Origin of the sequence: Lysinibacillus macroides (genome assembly GCF_001281525.1) — a bacterium.
In the GTDB taxonomy this organism is placed as follows: Bacteria; Bacillota; Bacilli; order Bacillales_A; family Planococcaceae; genus Lysinibacillus; species Lysinibacillus macroides.
Genome location: NZ_LGCI01000011.1, coordinates 156,508 through 176,862 on the forward strand (window position 1 = coordinate 156,508; position 20,355 = coordinate 176,862).

Genomic DNA, 20,355 nt, shown 5'->3' on the forward strand with positions numbered 1-20,355 from the left:
CTTGAATAAGAAATCGCCTATTTTATTTATTTTTCTAAGGAATTATGCAATTGTAATACCTGCACTTGCTGTACCTGTTAATACTTGAGCAATAGCAACACCTGAAGTTGTAATGGAATAAACCATTAATAAGCGGTCACCTGTTACAACTGGTACTGGTGGTACGTTTGCAGAAGCGAATGCCGTTTGGCCTAACGCGATAGCCCCTGTAAAGGATGGAGCTAAACTTACTGTTGCAGCTGTTGCAGTGAACACAGTGCTACCAGCAGGAGCGCGGTATACTGTTGCAGTTACTGTTGTTGTACCAAGCAATGCAATAGCAATCGTTGCAGAGAATGATGCAGAAATAGCTGTAATATTACCAGGACGAGGAACAGAGAAAGCTTCTGTTACAACACCTGATAAATCAATTGTATTTCCTAAAACTGTAACACCAGGAACTGCTGTACCAAATCCGATCAAACTAGGTGTGTCAATTAAACCAGTTGCCAATGATGCTAAAACCACAGGAGTGATACCAGAAGAGAAAGGAATGATTGAGCCAGTTGCTTGAGGCGGAGTAATACATGCAGCATCAATCGCCACAAAAGGCCCTAGTGCACTACATTCACCGTTGCCATTACCATTTCCTGAACAGCCACACATAGAATTATTTAAACACATTGTTACACCCCCTTTCTTCATTATTCTATTCAGATTCGATAAAGGGTTAAGGGCAATTATCTAATATTGTCTTGCATATTAAAAAATTTTAAAATGTACTATTGAAGCCCTATTCTACATATGTCGTGACGATGTAAGATTTTGTATAAGGTGAAAAACCGCACATAGCAAAAAGGCTTCTAGGTGAATGAATGGTTTTGCGGCTTTCCTGTTATCAATCATAAAAAAATCCAATATGCACGCGATACATACTGGATCATTTTTTATTAACTCCACTTCTTAAAGAAATGAAGAAATGAATGCTTTTCTTTTTTTGCTTCTTCCTCAGATAAATCGTTTATAGGTTCAGGTGATTCGTTGATTTCTGGAATGAGATTATCATGAACTTCAATAACTTCTGGTTCTTCTATTAAAACAGGGGAAGATTCTATGTGGTTGTCTATCTCTTCAATATGCTCAAGGTTTACAGATTCAAGAAGCTCTTCAGGCTCATCCTTTGTTGGTGTTTCATCAATAGAAGTGGGTTGAACGGAAGCAGGTACGACAGGGTTAGGAATGAAATCATTAATAGGGATTTCTTGTGTCTCAGCGGCATTTCTGAAATGGAATGTTGATCCTACGTTGGTGTTGCGATAAAGCCCATTATAAATTTGATTTGGATGTGTATTAATGGATTGAAAGTATTGTTGATTAAAATGGCGCTCTTCAGGTCTATACATAGGTTGCTCATTTTGACTAGTAGAAGGAGGAGAGTGGGTGAAATTTAACTGAGTATTGATGGCCTTTCCTGCTAAACCTTGTAACATTTTATAAGAAGGTTCATTGGATTTAGGTGGGAGAGAGGCTTGGTTTGCTGCTTGGGTCATCATCGACTTTCTTTGCAAGAGATTAGGGATTGTAGAGGAAGGTTTACTAGGTGTTTTCTGTGCTGCTGTTGTTTCAAGTGTTAGTAATTTATTTAAAACGGTTAAGATTTCTCGATTCATTTCTTCAATCGTTTGATTTAATGACCCAACTTGTGAGGTTAGTAGCTGAATTTGCTCCTCATAGCCTTTAATCTGTGAATTTTGTTTCTCGTCTAGTGTTTCTGTTAAGCTCTTTAAATGTACTATTTGTGTCTTTAATCCATCAAATTCATTTTTCATATACAGATAATCTTCAATAGAATTTTCCTTTTTCAGAGAGGTTAATGCTTCCTTATAGGCTTCAATTCGCTGTTTTAATTCCTCAAGCTCTTGTATGGAGTACAATTTTGAATCTTTCATTGCATGTCACTCCTTTCAGTCCACTATTATCTTATTAAAAATATTGCCTTTCTGTTACAAATATACCTGCCCTTTCACATATTTTAGAGCCTTCATCTAGAGATAAAAAACAACTGTAATTATTTATTAGCCCATGCACTTAGAGCGAAAAAACATATGCTACAAACGAAAGATAAAAATTTTATGGAGGTGTCAAAAGGATGCAGGAGAATATGCCATCCCAGGCGCAGGAACTAATTTGTATAAATGTTGACAAGGTGTATGACTGGATTGTAAAGGAAATGTCATTTGATATTTCTCCAACTGGCTCAATTACGTTCCCAGGTGTAACGCCAGGTACTGATTTAACAGGTGCGGTCGTTACATGTAGAGTAATTCCAGCCCCTACAAATCCAATTGTGATCCTGAATCGTGAGAATCGCCAGTTCTCTATTGATGGGTCAACAGTATGTCTGCAACACTTAAATATTCAAAAGAACTTCATTTTAACGATTGTCGTTACTTTACCAAGCGGCACTGTTTTCACAAGTGCAGAAATTCCAGTTTCTCGCTGTGAGCAGGTGACATTATGTGCACCTAAAGGTACAGATGTAGAAATTTTATATACAGATTTAGATTGCTTCGTATGTACAACTGGAACACTTACACCTACAGCAGGTGCAATTACGTTTTCTGCGTTAACAATTACTGTTGCTGTTTGTCAAAGTATTCAATCTACATTCCCGGTTACTGTAGAATTTTTAGCAACATTCTGCGAACCAAGAGCAGATTTACCATTCTCATGTCCAACTGCGGTTCGTCCAAAACAGTGCTCCGTTATTTTCCCAAATGGCGGTTAATGGTGCTAACATAACAAGGCAAGTCATATGATGAAGAGAGGGTAATCCTCTCTTTTTTTTATGAAAAATAATGATATTAAGGAGGCATGAGGTGATAACACCTGTGGAAGACAAAATACATGAGTTGCAACAACAAACAAATGCCTATATACGTGAAATTAAAACGCTGGTAGAAGCGCTAAAGATGCCAAATAGGGTCAATCTCATTAGCTATTTTACCTCTGCTTTTAATATTTCCTATGATTCTGAGCAAGAAAGTTTATGTTTAGGTTCCTATCATATTCGTAATATTGGCAGTAAACCCATTACAAACCCATCTATATGTATTCAGCTACCTAAGGATTCGCCATTTTATTTTTCCGGACGATATGTGCATGAAAACTTTACACCTAATTTAAAAACACAGGGGCAGCAGCATTGGGAGCGCTTCAATGATAAATTGAGCAAAGAAGAGTATTGGCTGAGACCAGTAGGAAAAACAATTCTTGAACAAAATGAAACTCTTTCATTTACCAATTTCCAAATAAGATGGTCCCATAACCTATCGTATTCAGGCACTATTATGGGCTTTACATATTGCGATCAGCTAACGGATGGTGTTGCTGTTTTAAATCCTATTAATCTCAATGGAATTGGTCAGACACAGGAGGGTGACAATGAGTGATGTTCAAAAGCATGCCATTCATCAATTAATAAAGGAGCAGCTAAATCGCCGCAATGGGCAAGATAATAGTTTTGCATTTCTCGAAAAAAACACGCTAAATCTATTAATTGCCTACCTTATTTCAGGAGAAACGACTAGCAATGAACAGCCAGTATTGGAGACAAAGCTAATACAGCAGCTTGATAAAATATTAGTGGATAGTAAAGCACAGTTTGAAGAGGTGATTCATTTACTGAAAAGTTATTCAGGTTAGGAGGTGCAGGGGTGGACAGTGAAGTTATTAAAAACAATGATCCTATACAGCTCCAACAAATGATTATTTTTTTAAGGGCAGAATTAGCTAAATATAAAAATGAGGTAAAACGGCTTAGAGATAGTGATTATTACGAATTGATCCTGCGGCTTGAGCGGGAAAATGTCCATTTAACGAAACTGAAAAAAGACCTTTCTATAGAGCTATTGAAATTGACAAGGGACTATGAAAAGGAACGACAAGCTTATAATGAAGAAATACAGAGACGAGAATTACAAAGAAAAAAACAAATTACATCCATAGAGTCGCTATTAAAGGAATTGGTCGAATTGAGAGCTGACAATAAAGTATTAAAGGAAAGCATAAAGGAGGCGAATAAAAAGCTATTATCACTAAAGAAAGAGGCAAGCTATAAGGTGGTAATGGAAGGAGTAGATAAAAAATTAAATGATTTTACAATAGCAACGGGTAGACAAATAGAGAGCATTATACAAGCAATTGAAAAATCAGCGATGGAGCAAGCCCAGTCGGACAGCCTTTATCAGCATTTAGTGCAAGAGCTAACACTGAAAAATCAAGAAATAGAGAGATTATCTAATAAAATAGTGGATGCTCAAAAGCAATCCACTGGCGTACAAATTATTAGCTTTAATAAGCAAATAGATGATCGCTTACGTATGCTTGACGAATTAGACAAAAAGATAAACGCGCTAACTTTGGAAATCAATAGAGCGCAGATATAGTAAAATTTATACAGACTGTTTCAAAAGTATCTTATAAACTTTTGAAACAGTTATTTTTATTGCTCCAGTGAGGAAACCTGCTCAAAAAATAGAGATTATTACTTGGTTTCTCGATGCAGTGTCACTCGTTTTAAACGAGGGGAGTATTTTTTTAACTCTAATCTTTCTGGATTTGTCCGTTTGTTTTTTGTTGTTATATAGTTTTTATCACCTGTTTCAGTGCAGGCTAATGTTACTTGTACACGCATAATAGAACCTCCTGAATAAATAGTAATCATTACGATTTAAAATATATATTTTTCTTGCTGCATTGTCAAGCTTGTTTTTACAGATATTAAAAAGATTTCGGTTAAGATTCCGAAATCTTTTTTTGAAATACATGATTATAATTTGTTGCATCTCGTAATGCTTGTTCTTCAATAGGAATTCGTACAGAAAGCATTGTAATATTTAAGAGTGTAAAACAAAATGCTGTGAAATAGGCCTGAAACATAAGAGGTAGCAACAGAATTTCTAAACAAACAACAGCATAATTAGGATGACGCATATAGGCATAGGGGCCTTTACGCACAACCTGTGTGTCAGGTAATATAAGAATTTTTGTATTCCAAAAATTCCCTAATGAACGAATACACCAAATTCTTAAAGCTTGCACAGCTAAAAATAAAATAAAAAATAATGGAAATAAGGGCGATACACCATTATTATTCGTCACCACTTCAATCATTAAAAATAAGAAAAAGCTAATATGCATTGTAACCATATAAGGATAGTGAGAGGCTCCTACCTCATAGGCTCCTTGGGATCGCATCCATCTTTCATTACGTTTAGCAATGACAATCTCTGTCAATCTTTGTAGAATGACAAGCATCATAATCAGATAGAAGATCATGTTACTCCCTCCATTTTAATAATACAGCTTCTGCACAAAAACCAGGGCCAAGAGCAACGAGTAAGCCTGTATCCTTCACTTTTCCTTCATGTAACATAAATTGCTCTAATACATATAACACTGTTGGGGATGACATATTCCCATGATGACGTAATATTTCCCGAGAAATGTCGGTTTTTTGGGAAGAAAGATAAAGTGTGTCTTCATAGGCTTTTAAAACCTTTTTTCCTCCAGGATGAGCGATAAAATGGGTAAGTTGTTCACTGTAGAGATTTTGTTCCATCAAAAATTGTTCAATGAATGGTCCAAGCCAGTTGGTAATAATAGTAGGAATGCTTTTCTGAAAGATAACATGAAGTCCGTTATTCTTAATGTGCCAGCCCATCACATTTTCTGAATCTGACATCCATTTAGAGCCTGTAGCAAGAATAGTTGGTGCTGGTTTGATGGTTTCGATGGCGACCTCATCTCCACAAACGAGTAGACATGCAGCCCCGTCGGCAAAAAGTGAAGCACCAATTAAATTACTTTTTGAAAAATCATTTGGCTGAAAAGTGAGACTACATAACTCGACACAAACAACAAGCACCTTTGCATGAGGATGCGCTTGACAAAAGTCATAGGCTCTACTTACACCAGCTGCGCCACCAGCACATCCAAGACCCCATAGCGGGATACGTTTAAGTCGATCTGAAAAAGCGAGTTTGTTCATCATACGTGCATCAATGCTAGGTGTTGAAATTCCTGTGCTACTGACAAAAATAATGGCATCAATGTCTTGGGGTGAAATTGGCGAAGATAAAAAGGCTTTATTTTCTAAACATGTCTGAATAACGTTCACACCATATTGTGTAGCTAATTCAATATATAAATCATTGCGTTCTTCAAAGGAGTGATTCGTACGATGCCATTCTGGTGGCACACAAAAATGGCGTGTTTCGATACCACCGTTTTCAAAAACCTTTAAGTAGCGCTCTAGTTTTGGCATTTTGGCATAAAAAAGCTCCTTTGTTAATTCCTCTGCATTTGCCTGTTGTAATGTGTAAGGTGGTTGATATGTGCTAATAGAAGTGATTTTCGGCAATTCAACATCTCCTCGCAATTAGTGGTCTTGTTCATTGTATGCAGGAAGATAGGGGATACATGCTTATATAAATTCACCTGTAGTTAAATGACTATTGGAATTAGAGAGAATTAATATAAATAAAATTATCCATAAAATGATTAATTTTATAAATGCTAGATTACAAAGGATTGATAGCTTTACAATCTCATTATCCCTTATTCAAATAATAAATGTAAAGTGAACTTTACAATAAATCAATAGTAAAGTATACTTTACGTAAAGTTTACTTTACTTAAGGGTGGTGGAATATGGAACATCGTATAAAAGAGCTAAGAGCATCATTTGGATGGATACAAGAACAGCTGTCTGAAAAACTGGATGTTTCAAGGCAAACAGTTATTTCTATTGAAAATAGTCGTTATAAGCCTTCATTAGAGCTTGCCTATAAGATTGCACGGCTATTTCAGCTAATGATTGAAGAAGTATTTATTTTTGTGAAAGGGAGTGATGAAGTATGAATTTGGATCAATGTTTAGGATTAGCTGGTTTAATGTTAGGGGTATTTGGTGGGGCGAAAAAGGGCGGCTCGTAAAAATGGGCTTGATAAAAGATATGAAGAAATTACGGTTAAATCTTTAGCAAGTGGATGGAAAATAACGCTTATCTCTATTTATCTATTATTTTTAGTAATAGTTGGTGTTCAATTTGAAGTATTAGGCATTCTCTTCTTGGTTCATATGGTAGGATGGACATTTTCGATAGCTTACTATCATTTAAAATTTTAACTACTATTAGTATAGCTCAATTTCATCAAAGGTTTCGACAGCTCGCTATTGTGCCTGAAATAATGTATTCATTCGATCAACATAAAAGGTTGAAATATAATTTTGTTTTATCTTGATTCAGCAAATGTTTTTTGTATCCAAAGCAAGGCGTCAGCAGCAGATACTGAAGACCGCTTCTCTCTGTAGGGAGGGGAGAAATGCTATTTTTACCTCTCTTCAGTGAGTGTCCAAATGCTTACTGAATGCAGACGCAATTACGCTGGGGCATAATTGATGAATAGAATATTTTACAGAGATTCAACAAAGTAGACAGATAAAAATTTTCTTTGGAGGAGGGCAAAATAACAATGAATTTAATCCTAGAAAACGTTAGTAAGAGCTTTAATAATCAAACTATCCTAAAATGTGTAAATTTGAATTTCCCATCGAATGGATGCCATTTATTACTAGGTGAAAATGGTGCAGGGAAAACTACATTAACAAAGATTATTGAAGGTAAATTACCTGTAGATTCTGGTCAAGTTTATCTAAAGACTGACCAAAAAAATAAAGTGAATTGTGCCATTCAATATCAAAATTTTGAAGCCTTTCAATATCTAAAAATTAAAGAGGTTATCGAGCTCTTTAAAAAAACGATAAAACAATACGATTTTAATCCAGATCTCTATAATTTGTTGGATCTCAAAAAATTCGAAAAAACCCTAATCAGAAATGCTTCTGGTGGTATGAAAAAAGCTGTCTCAATTTTTATCACTTTTCTACTTAATAAACCTATTATTATTCTGGATGAGCCATTTGCAGATTTAGACTTGAAGAAGAAAAAAGATCTCCGTTTATTTTTAACTCATTATGTAAAAGAAAAAGAGAAAATTATATTGATAATTAGCCATGAAGTAAATGAATATGAAGAATTATTTGAGACGATTTCAATATTAGATGATGGGGTTATAAAGGAATCAGATCATTTGGAAAAACTATCAAATAAATATAAAATAACAGATAATTTTAGTATCGAAGATCTATTCTATGCAGTGACTGGAAAAAGGCTGGTGTTCAATAAATGACTTTAATGATTACTAAGATTTATTTAAAGGAAACACTTCGCAACTATGGAGCTTTTATTGGTATTCTATTACCTGCCATAATGTTTTTTGTGGTATCTATATTTGTAAAAAATGCAGCTTCTATCGGTTCAGAAACACTTGATTTTATGATTCGTGGTCAATTTCTTACTTCTAGCATATTATTCACTATTTTATCTGTGGTATTTTCTGGAGGTACTGTTTATTTAACAGATAAGAGAAATGAGCGGGTTTTTGAGTGGCTAGATAAAACAAATATTAAGTATTATGAGTATTTTGTAGGCTTAGGAATCGGCATTTTAATAATATTAAATGTATTTTTAATAATTATTTTATTAGCATTCAGTACAATTACGACACTCGAATTAATAGATATGGGGCATATTTTATTAATTTCTAACTTTACATTCTTTGCATTATATCCCATTAACTATTTACTATCATCGTTATTTCCAAATGGAAAAACGGCAACAAGTATGTTAGTACCATTAATGTTAATATTACTATTTTCAGTTACTATGACAGATTTATTCGTATCACTAAGCGGTAACGATCCACAAAATTATTATAAGTTTTTAATCTGGAACCCAATGCTATTTTTAAATGATACATTGCAGCATATTTTAGGACTAACTGAAACTCCATGGATGGAGTTAACAAGTTATTTAGTTATTCTTTTAGCCTTATTTATGCTATTATTTATAATTTCCAAAAGAACTTTTCGATATTTAAAGTAAAGCATTGAAAGAGCGTGGTAATGAAGAGGGAGAAAAGCAAGCTATATATAGATAGGCCCTCTTTTTAGATACTATAGCTTTTTATTTCAAGTCCCCGACACTGTTTTACTTCTATACACATATCGCTTGGATTATTAAATAAGAAGGAAAAATTTCATATGAAGTTTTTTGATATCTAACCAAGGAGTGATTTAATGGTAAAAGCTTTTATTTTTGATATGGATGGGACTTTATTTCAAACGAATCTTATTTTAGAGCCAGCATTGGCTGCTACATTTGATATATTGCGTGTAAAGGGCTTATGGCAGGGCGATACACCAATTGAAAAATATCGGAAAATTATGGGTGTTCCATTGCCAGTCGTTTGGGAAACCTTATGTCCTATGCATTCATTGGAAATACGTGAGGAAAGCAATATGTTATTTCATGTAAAGCTAATTGAGCAAATACGCAATCATAACGGTGCATTGTATCCATATGCTGAACAAACCCTTGCAGCATTGGTACAAGACTATCCTTTATACATAGCGAGTAATGGACAGGTTGAATATTTACAAGCAATTGTGGAAACCTATCATTTAGAGCGTTTTATCAAGGGAGTATATAGCATTCAATCCATTGCGAGCGGGCATAAATCGGACTTGGTTAAACAAGTGATTGAAGAAAACAACATACAGTATGGGGCAGTAGTAGGAGATCGTGCCTCGGATATTCAGGCTGCCCAGGATAACCAGCTTCTCTCAATAGGCGTTCGCTTCGACTTTGCACAAGATAAAGAGCTAGAAAAGGCAGAAATAGTAATCGATGATTTAACAGAACTATTAAAGATACAGCTAGACGAAAAGGTTTATTAACTAAAAATTTATATTTATTGACCAACTTTTCAGTTTTATTGACCAATATTTAAAAAAGCAGTATGGATTTGTATGCCATACTGCTTTATCTTATCTTAATTCAGAACAGGTGTTAATTTTGCTACAACGATGCTATTAACAGCGTTAATATAAGCTAGCGCACTTGCCTTTAAAATATCTGTATCGGCTGCTTTTGCGATATATTTTTCGCCCTCGTGCTCAATCGTAATTTTTACTTTACCAAGTGCTTCCTTGCCGCGTGAAACACTGTTGATATTATATTCGACTAGTTTCACATCAATATTTGTAATCTCGGCAATTGCTGAGTATAGTGCATCAATTGGACCTGAGCCGACAGCACTTGCTTTAAATGTTTCGCCGCCCTTACGAATTTTTACGCTTGCAGAAGGGAAGCTTGCATTGCTGACGACTTGTAGATCATCGAAATCAAAGAATTGGTCACTGTAATGTGTAGCATTCTTATTAGTGGCATCATGTTTTTCATAATAGCTTTCAACAATAACATATAGATCGTGATCGTATACTTCCTTCTTCGCATCTGCTAATTTTAGGAAGCCATCAAAGATTCCTTCAAATTCATCTGTAGAAAGATTAGAAAACCCTAATTTTTCAAGTGCATTTTTCACAGCGTGACGACCAGAGCGAGCTGTTAGCACTAGCTCCATATCATCAAGACCTACATCTTCTGGATGTACAATTTCATAAGCATCGCGAGATTTTAGTAAGCCGTCCTGATGGATACCAGATGAATGGGCAAAAGCATTGTCCCCTGTAATTGCTTTATTTACTTGAACATCTAAGCCCATAAAGCTAGAAACAAGACGAGATGTATTCATAATTTCCTTTGTATTAATACGTGTTTCTGCATTGTAGACAGAGCCACGAGTTTTTAGTGCCATTACAACTTCCTCTAATGCTGCATTTCCTGCACGTTCACCAATACCATTAATAGTACATTCCACTTTATCTGCACCATTTTTAATAGCTGCAAGTGTATTAGCTGTTGCCATACCAAGGTCATTGTGACAATGAACGCTAAGAAGAACGCTATCGTCTAGGTTTTTCATACGATCATTTAATTTATAGATCATTGCCCCAAATTCCTCTGGCTCTGCAAAGCCTACTGTATCAGGGACGTTAATCATCGTTGCACCAGCCTTCATCACGGCTTCAATCGTTTTCCAAAGATATTCAAAGTCTGAACGAGATGCATCCTCTGTAGAATATTGTACTTGTGGTAGTAGTGTTTTAGCGTATTTCACAGCATCTACACCAATTTGTAAAATTTGATCTTTAGATTTGCTGAATTTTTTCTCTACATGGATATCGGACGTTCCAAGTACCATATGAATCATAGGATTTTCAGCATATTTTACAGCATTATAAACAGAATCAATATCAGCTTTTACAGCACGTGCCAATGCTGTAATCATAATGTCGCTTGTATTACCAACCTTTTCAGCTACAGCTTTAACGGCATCAAAGTCACCTTGTGATGAAGCAGGGAAACCAGCTTCGATAATATCTACACCTAATTTTTTAAGTTGCTGTGCAATCTCTACTTTTTCATATAAATTCAGCTTTGCACCAGGGACTTGCTCGCCATCACGTAAAGTTGTATCAAACACCCAAATTTTTCTTCCCATTATTCAAACACTCCTTTTGTAGTTATCAGTATCTAAGGTTACACGTAGGCCAAATAATCATAAAAAAACCCGTCTCTATTTTAAAAATAGAGACGAGTTTTTGCTCGCGGTACCACTCTAATTGACCTTTCTTTGCAGAAAAAGTCCTCTTATCGACAGCTATCACTGTCTATCCTGTTAACGGAGGAAACCGACATCCCTTACTAACTACTGTTCAGGGAGTAGCTCATGGACGAGTTCAAAATGTGTGTCTACCGATTTCCACCAACCATCGGCTCTCTATAAGTACACAAACACTTTTACTATTTCCAATCTTGGCCTGTAATGTGTTGTTGAAAGCAATAATACATTGGATATCGGTAGTCTGTCAACAATTTTCTAAAAATTATTTTTATTCTGTACTTGTATGAGCTATATTTTAACATTTAGTGAAAGGGATGAATCATTATTATAAAAGGGGGAAAGGTAGGCTACCCATCAAAAAAATAATGATAGATAAAGCTGCTTATTTTCTATAAGAAGGATTTCTCCGAAAATAAGCAGCTTCTATATTTATTCTAATTTAAAGCGAGACACTTGCGTTTGAAGCTCTTCAGCCATATTGGACAATGTTGCTGCTGAAGCTGCCACTTCTTCAATCGTTGCCAGTTGCTCCTCTGAGGCAGAGGCCACGTTTTGCAAATTAGTGGAAGACATTTGAGCAATAGTCGCTATTTCATCGAAGGCTGCATAAATTTGTTGTGCACTCGATGACATCTCCTCCGAAACTGCTGTTGCGTCCTGGATTTGCATCGATACTTGTTCGATAAGATCTACAATTTTCGCAAAGCCTTTTTCGGCAACCTGCACGACTTGCATACCAGTTTGCACCTCTTGTGTACCTGCATGCATTGCTGTCACTGCATGATTTGTATCCTGTTGAATTTCAGCAATCAAGACTGCGATCTGTTCAGCAGATTGCTTTGATTGCTCGGCTAATTTTTTCACTTCATCCGCTACTACGGCAAAGCCACGTCCATGATCTCCTGCACGGGCTGCTTCAATAGCGGCATTAAGCGCTAATAAATTTGTTTGTTCCGCAATTTCTGTAATAATGCTAATAATATTTCCAATTTCAATGGAATGCCTATCTAAATTTTTCACAACGCTAGCAGACTCTGCTACAGCAGTATTGATTGTCTGCATTTGTGTAATCACTCGCTGTAACGAATTATTTCCAGATTTTGCCTCATAATTTGTTTCTATGGCTAGTTCGGAAACGGCTGCTGTAGTAGAAGCTAATTGTTGTATTCCTTTTGTCATGTTTTTCATGGCTGTGGAGCTTTCTGTAGCATTTTTACCTTGTGTTTCAGAGCCACTTGCAACCTCTTGAATCGAAGAAGTAATATGCTCAGTCGCTTGAATTGTTTGATCGGCACTAGCTGTTAATTCAGCTGCTGAGCTACTAACTTGTACCGTGTTATGACGGACATTTGTGATTAAGTCTTTTAGATTAATAGCCATTTGGTTAAAGGCTAGAGCTAAATCCCCAACTTCATCGCGATTTTTAATATGTAACTGTTCTGTGGTTAAGTCACCAGCTGCTATTTTTTTAGCTGCTCTTGCCATGCCATTAATCGGCCGAGCCATGAAATTACCGACCAAAATAGCAATTGTCAGACTAATGATAACGGCAAATACCCCAAGTAAAATCATTTGAAGCTTAATATGTTGAATTCCCTTTGTTGTAGCAGCGATTTTGCTATCGAGATATTCCCTTTGATAGTTCGCTAAGTTTTCAACACGCTCATCAAATTGCTTAATAATTAAACGACCTTGCGTGCTATCAAGCTTTTCATACTTTTCTGTTTCACCTTGGGCTTTTAATGTAAACATACGATCTGCAAACTGTTGTACACTTTGTTCACTTTTAATAATAGCTTCTAGTAATTCAATGGATTTTTTAGAATGAAAGGTGTCCAGTAATTCTTCTGATTTAAGCTTAAATTGTTCCCGTGCTTCCTGACTGCTTTGAAGGTTTTGCTTATCGCCCAGTAGTAAATAACCGCGCATACTAACAATTTCTTGCTTTGCTAGTACACGTAGTTCCTGAATACTGATGGATGTGGTTGTTTGTTCCTCTAGCAAAGCACGGTATGTTTTATTAACGGAATCGAGCTGTTTAATATTTAAGCCAATTGTTGCAACGAGAACTAAAATCACAATAAAAAAACCGAGCAATAATTTCTTGTAGATAGTAAACCGCATAGATGTAATATCCTTTCTCCGTAGGTAGTCAAAATGTTACAAATTAATGAAATATGTATCTATAACATTTATATCAGATTATCAACGTTTTACAAAGTATTAAGAGTAGCATTGCTTTCTGTAATAGTGTTAAAAATTAAAGGAGTTAGGAACCGTATGATGAAAAAGCATCAATTAATAATAAAAATAATGTTTTTATATAGATTATTGACAAATGATATTGGTTATTAAGTCTATTCACATAAATTTTGAAACTTCAACAGTAGTCATAACGTACAGATAATATGAGAAAGGTAAAGGTGGGGAAATATGTATAGGCCAATTTTAAAAATACCAAAAACAAAATCTGAAAAAGTATGGGACTGTATTGGTGGTGGTTTATTTGTTCTAGCCATTTTTTATATTGTAGTGATGTGGTCTAAATTACCTGATAAAATCCCGGGTCATTTCAATGGAATAGGAGAGGTGGATCGCTGGGGTTCAAAAATGGAATTAATTATTCTGCCGATTATTGGCGGATTTTTATGGCTAGTGATGACATTGTTAGAAAAAGCACCACACATGCATAATTATCCAACACGTTTAAATGAGCAAAATGTGGAGGCATTTTATCGCAATAGCAGAAAAATACTAAATGAAGTGAAGAATCTGTGTTTGATTTTATTTGCCTTTCTATCGTTTCAAATGGTACGCATTGGTCTTGGCGACGCAGATTCATTAGGCTGGTGGTTCCTACCGATGGTATTACTAGGAGCATTTATTCCAACGATTAAAGGATTTATAACAAGCTCCAAAATAAAATAGAGAGTCTAAAACGCTTAGGACACCCTTAAGCGTTTTATTTTTGCAGAAAAATTTTTATAGCGTGTCACAAATGGCTGTTGATTTCAGTTATATAGGCGAAAAAGGGAAGAAACAGCTTTGATAGTACGAAATAAAAGATTTCTCCAAGTAACCCGATGACATTCAAGATCTAAATAATATTTTTAAAATTTCTTTTCTAGTGTCACAAACTTCTATTAATTTCAGTTATATAGATTAGAAAGGGGGGAACAACTTTGACTGCACTAAATCAATCAAAAGAGCGAGCTGATATAGATATTGAATCCATTGTGGAGCAAGTTCAATCAGGTGACACGCGTGCCTATGCAGAAATCATTCGTTGTTTTCAAAAGCAAATTTATATTTATTGTTACTATATGCTAGGAACCAAAGAGGAGGCGGAGGATGCTTCACAAGATATTTTTATTAAAGGATTGGAGAATATTCATAGATTTTCTTATACGGTTTCCTTATCGGCATGGCTTTATAAAATTGCCCACCATCATTGTATTGATGTTATAAAAGCCAAAAATAAGGGTTATAAATTTTGGCTAAATATGAAGCAAGAACAGGTGAAGCAGACGCAAGCTCCGATACCTGAATACGATGAAATGGTACATAGGCTATTGGAAAACTTACGTGTAGATGAAAAAAGGATTTTATTACTTCGTTCTATTGAGGAGTATAGCTTTGATGAAATTGCTGCCATTATGGATATGAAAGCAGCTACAGTAAGAAAAAAGTATGAACGATTACGTAAAAAATTGATGAAGGAAAATATGTTAGGAGGGGATATTTATGGACACTCGTTCAAAATTGGAGGATAAGGAGTTAGCTCAGATAGAAAGATTTATTCGAGAAACACCTGTGGAAGTGGATTTAGTAAATCGGACAATGGGCAAATATGAAAGCAGTCGTGATACAAAGCCGTCTGAAAAATTTAGAACTCGTAAGAAATTACGTCAAAGAGTCATGCTGATTACCGCCTCCGCAGCAATGATTTTTAGTTTGATTATTGTTACGGGTTTAATTTCGCCAACGATGGCTGCGACGATGAAAGAAGTGCCTTTATTATCATCTGTTTTTAAACTTACAACAAGGGATCTTGGTCTACATGCCGCAGATGAAAAGGGACTCTCAACAAAATTGAATATAAGCGTTACGCATGAAGGCTTTACATTAAATGTAACAGAAGTAGTTTATGACGGTACACGTGTTGCAATCGGGATTGAACGCCATCATAAAGAAGGTGAAAATGCCAAAGAAAGTTTATCAGATCAAATTAGTAATATTGAATTTTTACTAAATGGTGAACTATTGAATCACACCAATTTTAGTGGTGTTTTTGGACAGCCAAGTAAGGATAAGAATTCAGCAATATTTGAATTTGCAGATTTGAAAAACCAAGGTGGGATTCCTTTCCCAAAGCAATTTATTTTGACATTATCCGCTACAATAACTGGAATTTCTGAACCTTTTAAAATGAATATTCCAGTGAGTGATATTGGTAACTATGTAAACCTACAACCTAATATAAGTAGAAAATACAAAAATAATCAGTTTACTATTGAACAAATTATACTAACTCCCATAACAACTAGTATTACAACAAGAATAGCCTTGCTTGATAAATCAACTTCTGTAGATTTCCGGGAAGGAATAAGTATCGAAGTTTATGATGAACAAGGACACGAACTAAAACTAATTCATGGCAATGGTAGACGTGAGACAAATAAAGGAACTAGCGATTTGATCATGGATTTACGGGTTCATCCAGTTGAAACCTTACCAAAAGCTATTACAATCAAACCGTATATTCATCTTTATGACGATGAGGGATCATACCAACTGGATGAAAACGGAGACCCGATCATTCAATACATTCCAGAGTTAGAAATAACAATACCAATTAACTCAAAAGAATAAAAAAGTAAAGAAAGTGGGGCAAAGCTCACTTTCTTTACTGTCTAGTACTTCAAACTATCTTTTTACATAAAATAATAAGTACCAAGTAGGGCTCCGTTAGATTTATAAGCTTGAACTACAGCCTTTCCTGTATTAATCATAATAGCTACATTACCCTCAAGCCAGACAACATTCTGTCCTTTCGAAATTACCCACTAATCACCATTCATCGGGATTTTAGAGCCAACAAATGTTTGAATTTGCTGATTTTGAGTGCTGATAGATCTATCTGCAGGTTCAAAAATAACTGTAAATTCATCAGTTGAATTAATTGCTTCTTCTAAGGCTGATGCAGGAACCTCTTATGTATTTCCTATTGCATTTGTTTCTAATTCAGAAGCATTGGCATTGATACTAAATCCACCTCCGACAATAGTTGTAGCTAAGGCTACAGAAGCTAACTTACCAAAATATTATATCAAGCATTTTATAATCAAAGTTATAAAAAGGTTATTTATCATGACTTGGGTTGATAGGCTCAATGGCATGCTATATGTAGAAAGCGTCCCCTGTAAGGGAAATCAACTTTTATTAGCTTTCTCTAAAAAAAGTAAATGAGTACATCTATCTCTTTAGGAAATTGTCTTGTGTTTTGTCAACCGCAATTTTGGGTGATGAACCTATAAAAAATCACTGGTAAAAAATTAGGAATTAACTAACGTATAAAATATAGTTGATTTTTTAAAATAAAGAGAGGAATAATAAACGAATAGGAAAATCAACTTTTTTATAATCGGTTTTGTTGGAGTTTTCGTTACCTTTATTTTAAAGTGGATTGTAAGGCTACAATGATTATTACTTTGTGCAGGGATTTTTATGTATGCTCCAATGGATGAAATGTTCTTTCGTACGCTTTGCAATGAAGAAAATGTATTGTTAACAAGAAATAAAGGAGAATAGAAGATGACGGTAACTTTAGTAAAGCATGATTTAAAGTATGCTGAGGCTATTCATGCGTTGTCTTCTATGCCACAGGTTCGAGATGCGCTAGGCTTACCTGCTGGCAAGGTAGAAGACACGATTCATTTTATTAAGCGTGAATGTATAGATGAAGAAGAAGGTAAGACCGTGCCTCGTGTTATTTTGGATGAGGAGGGGCAAGTAATTGGTGTGACATCATTAATGTTTATCGATCGTCATAAAATGAGCTGTCATATAGGATCTTGGCTAGGCTACGAGTTTTGGGGAAAGGGCTATAATCTTGAGGCAAAAGAGGTTATTTTAGATATTGCGTTTTTTGAGCTTGGTTTATTGCGTGTCTTTGCTGGGGCTCGAAAGGTGAATATTCGTTCGCAAAAAGCACAGGAAAAGCTACCTTTTATTCGATTAGGGGTAGAAAATGATTATCCAGATGAGCATTCATGGCTAGAGGTAAAGGAAAAGCAGCCATGCGTATTAAATGTTTTTGAACGTGAGGATTTTGTGCGCTATCGTATATCTCTCAAGAAAGTGAAGGGGAAGCGAGAAGCTTTTTTACCACAGCTTTTATTGGCAGATAAAAATGAAGAGATGGTTCGGAAATATTTATATCAGGGCGTCTTATATGAAATTAAGTGTGGAAAAGATTTAGCGGGTTTGGCGTTATTGATTCCACAATCTGAAACAGTCATTGAGTTAAAAAATATTGCTATTGTTTCACGCTATCAAGGGAAGGGAGTAGGGAAAGAAGTATTACAGCAACTTACGGATATTTGCCAACAGCAGGGCTACCAAATGATTTTAGTTGGAACCGCAAATTCTAGTATTGATACGATCGCCTTCTACCAAAAAGCAGGCTTTCGCATGGAGTCTATTGAAAAGGATTTCTTTTACCACTACCCAGAGCCTATTTATGAAAATGGTATTCGTGCATTGGATATGATTTTCTTCTCAAAGCTATTATAAAAAAATGCCCGTTCAACAAAGGTTGAGCGGGCATTTTATTGACCAAGTAGAAGAGCCAGCAATTTTTCCTTAGAATGTAGAAAATCATCTAATGTGTAGCGGTCCAGCACGTTTAAATAGGCTTGCAAAGCTTCATATAAAACACCTTTAAGCTGACATTCTGGCGCTATTTTACATAGATTATTTTCCTTGTCAAAACATTCTACAAGATGAAAATCCTCCTCTGTATGACGGACAATTTCACCAATTGTCACGGTTTTAGGATCAATGGCTAGACGAATACCTCCGCCACGTCCTCGAATTGTTTCAATATAGCCCAACAACCCAAGCTGATGCGTCACCTTCATTAAATGGTTTTTTGATATATTATAAGCCTCTGAAATCTCTTGAATTGTTGATAATTGACCATCCTCTTTTGCACCTAGATAGATAAGTGTTCGAAGCGAATAGTCCGTGTATAAAGTTAAGCGCATAGGCACACCCTACTTTCTATGATTCAAAATTATTATAGCATTTTACGTGAAACTATAATATGTTCAATCCTTATTAAAAGATGTATTTAAAATACATTAATTATGTCTATTTTGTTAAAGATGTATTTTACATATTGCTTTAAGAGGATGAAAGCGTTATATTATAATCACGAAAGGATGGTAAGCGATATGTTAAAACAAGAAACTATTCAAATCATTAAGGCAACTGTACCTGTATTAGAAGTTCATGGTGTAGAAATTACAAAGACGTTTTACAAAAATATGTTTCAAGCTCATCCAGAATTATTGAATATTTTTAATCATGCAAATCAAGAAAAAGGTCGTCAACAAACAGCATTAGCAAATACAGTGTATGCTGCTGCCGTTCATATTGAAAATTTAGGGGCAATTTTACCAGCCGTGATGCTTATTGCACATAAACATCGTAGCCTAGGTATTTTACCAGAGCATTATCCAATCGTTGGAGAAAACTTATTAAAGGCGATTAAGGAAGTACTAGGGGACGCGGCAACAGATGATATTATTAATGCTTGGGCTGAGGCATATGGTGTTATTGCTGATGTGTTCATTCAAGTAGAAGAAGATTTATACAAAGAGGCTGAAAATAATGGTGGCTGGCGTTTATTTAAGCCTTTAAAAGTAGCGAAAAAAGTGGTAGAAAATGATTTAGTAACATCTGTTTACTTTGTCAATGAGGATGGTTCACCATTACCATCTTATGAGCCTGGTCAATATATTAGCGTCCGTTTGAATGTACCAGGCGAAGAGTATTTACTAAGTCGTCAATATACACTTTCACAGGCAAGTGCAGAAGATGGCTATCGTATTTCGGTAAAGCGTGAGAGCGACCAAACACCGAATGGTAAAGCATCCAACTATATTCATGACCATTTACAGGTTGGAGATCTAGTAGATGTAAGTGCTCCAGCAGGATTATTCGTATTAGAAGAAACAACTGCACCAATTACATTTGTAAGTGGCGGTATTGGTGTAACACCGTTGAATAGTATGCTGCAATCCTTAAAAGAGGATGCATCCAATGAAGTAAACTTTATTCAGTGTGCTCGTAATGAAAAAGTTGTAGCGTTCAGTGATGATATTCAAGAGAAAGTAAATGTACTACCGAATGCATCCTATACAGCTTTATATTCTGATGAAGATAAGCTGATTACTAAAGAGTTATTAGCAGAAAAAGTAGCTGATAATGCAGATGTTTATGTATGTGGACCTGTAGGCTTTATGGAAGCCGTTATTAAAAATTTACAGGAGCTTGGTGTGAAGGATGAGAAAATTCACTATGAATTCTTTGGACCAGCTATGCAATTAGCTTAATAAAGTAATGGATTTCCCTGTTATCTGTCGATATGACGGTAACAGGGTTTTTTGTTGGGCGGATAAATAGGGCGAACTGGTGGATTAAATTAATATTATGG

23 protein-coding genes and 1 other annotated feature are annotated in these 20,355 nt (G+C 35.4%); of the genes, 15 read left to right on the plus strand and 8 right to left on the minus strand.

Annotation, left to right across the window (positions count from 1 at the left end):
* Positions 1 to 42 precede the first annotated feature (42 nt).
* Both ADM90_RS21120 and ADM90_RS21125 read right to left on the minus strand, forming a co-directional pair.
* Complete coding sequence (locus tag ADM90_RS21120; protein WP_053996847.1) at positions 43 to 663, minus strand: exosporium glycoprotein BclB-related protein; 621 nt, start codon at positions 661 to 663, stop codon at positions 43 to 45.
* Between the two features lie 266 nt (positions 664 to 929).
* Positions 930 to 1,928 (minus strand): coiled-coil domain-containing protein, encoded by a 999-nt coding sequence (locus ADM90_RS21125; RefSeq protein ID WP_053996848.1) that lies wholly within the window; start codon positions 1,926 to 1,928, stop codon positions 930 to 932.
* A 200-nt stretch (positions 1,929 to 2,128) separates the two neighbouring features.
* Between ADM90_RS21125 and ADM90_RS21130 the strand changes: the two genes are divergently transcribed.
* The 4 genes from ADM90_RS21130 (at position 2,129) to ADM90_RS21145 (ending at position 4,427) form a co-directional block, all read left to right on the plus strand.
* Positions 2,129 to 2,767, plus strand: coding sequence for a BMQ_0737 family morphogenetic spore coat protein (locus ADM90_RS21130; protein ID WP_053996849.1), 639 nt, complete (start codon positions 2,129 to 2,131; stop codon positions 2,765 to 2,767).
* Positions 2,768 to 2,858: 91 nt separating this feature from the next.
* Positions 2,859 to 3,431, plus strand: a complete 573-nt coding sequence (locus tag ADM90_RS21135; protein ID WP_152928063.1) for a hypothetical protein — start codon at positions 2,859 to 2,861, stop codon at positions 3,429 to 3,431.
* Positions 3,424 to 3,684, plus strand: coding sequence for a hypothetical protein (locus ADM90_RS21140; RefSeq protein WP_053996851.1), 261 nt, complete (start codon positions 3,424 to 3,426; stop codon positions 3,682 to 3,684). Before ADM90_RS21135 ends, ADM90_RS21140 begins: the two co-directional genes overlap by 8 nt.
* Positions 3,685 to 3,695: 11 nt before the next feature.
* Positions 3,696 to 4,427 (plus strand): coiled-coil domain-containing protein, encoded by a 732-nt coding sequence (locus ADM90_RS21145; protein WP_053996852.1) that lies wholly within the window; start codon positions 3,696 to 3,698, stop codon positions 4,425 to 4,427.
* 98 nt (positions 4,428 to 4,525) lie between these two features.
* On the opposite strand, the gene rpmG is transcribed toward ADM90_RS21145, so the two are convergent.
* From rpmG to ADM90_RS21160, 3 genes are all read right to left on the minus strand, one after another.
* Positions 4,526 to 4,675 carry a 50S ribosomal protein L33 gene (gene rpmG / locus ADM90_RS21150; RefSeq protein WP_053481849.1) on the minus strand — a complete coding sequence of 50 codons (150 nt, stop codon included), beginning with the start codon at positions 4,673 to 4,675 and terminating at the stop codon, positions 4,526 to 4,528.
* Between the two features lie 101 nt (positions 4,676 to 4,776).
* Entirely contained in the window at positions 4,777 to 5,319 is a 543-nt protein-coding gene (locus tag ADM90_RS21155) for an isoprenylcysteine carboxyl methyltransferase family protein (protein WP_053996853.1), read from the minus strand.
* A gap of 1 nt (position 5,320) precedes the next feature.
* A complete protein-coding gene (locus ADM90_RS21160) occupies positions 5,321 to 6,403 on the minus strand; it encodes a type III polyketide synthase (protein ID WP_053996854.1) in 1,083 nt (360 codons plus the stop codon).
* Positions 6,404 to 6,693: 290 nt separating this feature from the next.
* Between ADM90_RS21160 and ADM90_RS21165 the strand changes: the two genes are divergently transcribed.
* From ADM90_RS21165 to ADM90_RS21185, 5 genes are all read left to right on the plus strand, one after another.
* Entirely contained in the window at positions 6,694 to 6,903 is a 210-nt protein-coding gene (locus ADM90_RS21165; protein ID WP_053996855.1) for a helix-turn-helix transcriptional regulator, read from the plus strand.
* Positions 6,904 to 6,951: 48 nt separating this feature from the next.
* Positions 6,952 to 7,170, plus strand: a complete 219-nt coding sequence (locus ADM90_RS21170) for a hypothetical protein (RefSeq protein ID WP_053996856.1) — start codon at positions 6,952 to 6,954, stop codon at positions 7,168 to 7,170.
* Positions 7,171 to 7,517: 347 nt separating this feature from the next.
* Positions 7,518 to 8,234 (plus strand): ATP-binding cassette domain-containing protein, encoded by a 717-nt coding sequence (locus ADM90_RS21175; RefSeq protein WP_053996857.1) that lies wholly within the window; start codon positions 7,518 to 7,520, stop codon positions 8,232 to 8,234.
* Entirely contained in the window at positions 8,231 to 8,989 is a 759-nt protein-coding gene (locus tag ADM90_RS21180) for an ABC transporter permease (protein ID WP_053996858.1), read from the plus strand. The genes ADM90_RS21175 and ADM90_RS21180 overlap by 4 nt, the downstream gene beginning before the upstream one ends.
* 194 nt (positions 8,990 to 9,183) lie before the next feature.
* Positions 9,184 to 9,843 (plus strand): HAD family hydrolase, encoded by a 660-nt coding sequence (locus tag ADM90_RS21185; RefSeq protein ID WP_053996859.1) that lies wholly within the window; start codon positions 9,184 to 9,186, stop codon positions 9,841 to 9,843.
* A 95-nt stretch (positions 9,844 to 9,938) separates the two neighbouring features.
* On the opposite strand, the gene ADM90_RS21190 is transcribed toward ADM90_RS21185, so the two are convergent.
* Complete coding sequence (locus ADM90_RS21190; RefSeq protein WP_053996860.1) at positions 9,939 to 11,510, minus strand: 2-isopropylmalate synthase; 1,572 nt, start codon at positions 11,508 to 11,510, stop codon at positions 9,939 to 9,941.
* A gap of 85 nt (positions 11,511 to 11,595) precedes the next feature.
* Positions 11,596 to 11,835: a binding site (T-box leader), on the minus strand.
* Positions 11,836 to 12,062: 227 nt separating this feature from the next.
* Positions 12,063 to 13,757 carry a methyl-accepting chemotaxis protein gene (locus ADM90_RS21195; protein ID WP_053996861.1) on the minus strand — a complete coding sequence of 565 codons (1,695 nt, stop codon included), beginning with the start codon at positions 13,755 to 13,757 and terminating at the stop codon, positions 12,063 to 12,065.
* Positions 13,758 to 14,066: 309 nt separating this feature from the next.
* On the opposite strand from ADM90_RS21195, the gene ADM90_RS21200 reads away from it, so the two are divergent.
* The 5 genes from ADM90_RS21200 (at position 14,067) to ADM90_RS21220 (ending at position 18,428) form a co-directional block, all read left to right on the plus strand.
* Entirely contained in the window at positions 14,067 to 14,561 is a 495-nt protein-coding gene (locus ADM90_RS21200; protein WP_053996862.1) for a DUF1648 domain-containing protein, read from the plus strand.
* A gap of 254 nt (positions 14,562 to 14,815) precedes the next feature.
* Positions 14,816 to 15,406, plus strand: a complete 591-nt coding sequence (locus ADM90_RS21205) for an RNA polymerase sigma factor (protein WP_053996863.1) — start codon at positions 14,816 to 14,818, stop codon at positions 15,404 to 15,406.
* A complete protein-coding gene (locus ADM90_RS21210; protein WP_053996864.1) occupies positions 15,378 to 16,505 on the plus strand; it encodes a DUF4179 domain-containing protein in 1,128 nt (375 codons plus the stop codon). The genes ADM90_RS21205 and ADM90_RS21210 overlap by 29 nt, the downstream gene beginning before the upstream one ends.
* A 252-nt stretch (positions 16,506 to 16,757) precedes the next feature.
* Positions 16,758 to 17,102, plus strand: a complete 345-nt coding sequence (locus tag ADM90_RS21215; protein ID WP_053996865.1) for a hypothetical protein — start codon at positions 16,758 to 16,760, stop codon at positions 17,100 to 17,102.
* A gap of 345 nt (positions 17,103 to 17,447) precedes the next feature.
* On the plus strand, positions 17,448 to 18,428 hold the full coding sequence (locus ADM90_RS21220) for a GNAT family N-acetyltransferase (protein WP_053996866.1): 981 nt from the start codon (positions 17,448 to 17,450) through the stop codon (positions 18,426 to 18,428).
* A gap of 35 nt (positions 18,429 to 18,463) precedes the next feature.
* On the opposite strand, the gene ADM90_RS21225 is transcribed toward ADM90_RS21220, so the two are convergent.
* Positions 18,464 to 18,901 (minus strand): Rrf2 family transcriptional regulator, encoded by a 438-nt coding sequence (locus ADM90_RS21225; RefSeq protein WP_053996867.1) that lies wholly within the window; start codon positions 18,899 to 18,901, stop codon positions 18,464 to 18,466.
* Positions 18,902 to 19,090: 189 nt separating this feature from the next.
* Here ADM90_RS21225 and hmpA point away from each other — a divergent pair, with 189 nt between their 5' ends.
* Positions 19,091 to 20,254 carry an NO-inducible flavohemoprotein gene (gene hmpA, locus ADM90_RS21230; protein WP_053996868.1) on the plus strand — a complete coding sequence of 388 codons (1,164 nt, stop codon included), beginning with the start codon at positions 19,091 to 19,093 and terminating at the stop codon, positions 20,252 to 20,254.
* The last annotated feature ends 101 nt before the right edge of the window (positions 20,255 to 20,355 follow it).

What these genes read in the sequence shown, in the direction of transcription:
- ADM90_RS21120 (WP_053996847.1), bottom strand. Translation starts at nt 663, where the DNA reads ATGTGTTTAAATAATTCTATGTGTGGCTGTTCAGGAAATGGTAATGGC.
- ADM90_RS21125 (WP_053996848.1), bottom strand. Translation starts at nt 1,928, where the DNA reads ATGAAAGATTCAAAATTGTACTCCATACAAGAGCTTGAGGAATTAAAA.
- ADM90_RS21130 (WP_053996849.1), top strand. Translation starts at nt 2,129, where the DNA reads ATGCAGGAGAATATGCCATCCCAGGCGCAGGAACTAATTTGTATAAAT.
- ADM90_RS21140 (WP_053996851.1), top strand. Translation starts at nt 3,424, where the DNA reads ATGAGTGATGTTCAAAAGCATGCCATTCATCAATTAATAAAGGAGCAG.
- rpmG (WP_053481849.1), bottom strand. Translation starts at nt 4,675, where the DNA reads ATGCGTGTACAAGTAACATTAGCCTGCACTGAAACAGGTGATAAAAAC.
- ADM90_RS21155 (WP_053996853.1), bottom strand. Translation starts at nt 5,319, where the DNA reads ATGATCTTCTATCTGATTATGATGCTTGTCATTCTACAAAGATTGACA.
- ADM90_RS21165 (WP_053996855.1), top strand. Translation starts at nt 6,694, where the DNA reads ATGGAACATCGTATAAAAGAGCTAAGAGCATCATTTGGATGGATACAA.
- ADM90_RS21175 (WP_053996857.1), top strand. Translation starts at nt 7,518, where the DNA reads ATGAATTTAATCCTAGAAAACGTTAGTAAGAGCTTTAATAATCAAACT.
- ADM90_RS21180 (WP_053996858.1), top strand. Translation starts at nt 8,231, where the DNA reads ATGACTTTAATGATTACTAAGATTTATTTAAAGGAAACACTTCGCAAC.
- ADM90_RS21185 (WP_053996859.1), top strand. Translation starts at nt 9,184, where the DNA reads ATGGTAAAAGCTTTTATTTTTGATATGGATGGGACTTTATTTCAAACG.
- ADM90_RS21190 (WP_053996860.1), bottom strand. Translation starts at nt 11,510, where the DNA reads ATGGGAAGAAAAATTTGGGTGTTTGATACAACTTTACGTGATGGCGAG.
- ADM90_RS21195 (WP_053996861.1), bottom strand. Translation starts at nt 13,757, where the DNA reads ATGCGGTTTACTATCTACAAGAAATTATTGCTCGGTTTTTTTATTGTG.
- ADM90_RS21200 (WP_053996862.1), top strand. Translation starts at nt 14,067, where the DNA reads ATGTATAGGCCAATTTTAAAAATACCAAAAACAAAATCTGAAAAAGTA.
- ADM90_RS21210 (WP_053996864.1), top strand. Translation starts at nt 15,378, where the DNA reads ATGGACACTCGTTCAAAATTGGAGGATAAGGAGTTAGCTCAGATAGAA.
- ADM90_RS21220 (WP_053996866.1), top strand. Translation starts at nt 17,448, where the DNA reads ATGACGGTAACTTTAGTAAAGCATGATTTAAAGTATGCTGAGGCTATT.
- ADM90_RS21225 (WP_053996867.1), bottom strand. Translation starts at nt 18,901, where the DNA reads ATGCGCTTAACTTTATACACGGACTATTCGCTTCGAACACTTATCTAT.
- hmpA (WP_053996868.1), top strand. Translation starts at nt 19,091, where the DNA reads ATGTTAAAACAAGAAACTATTCAAATCATTAAGGCAACTGTACCTGTA.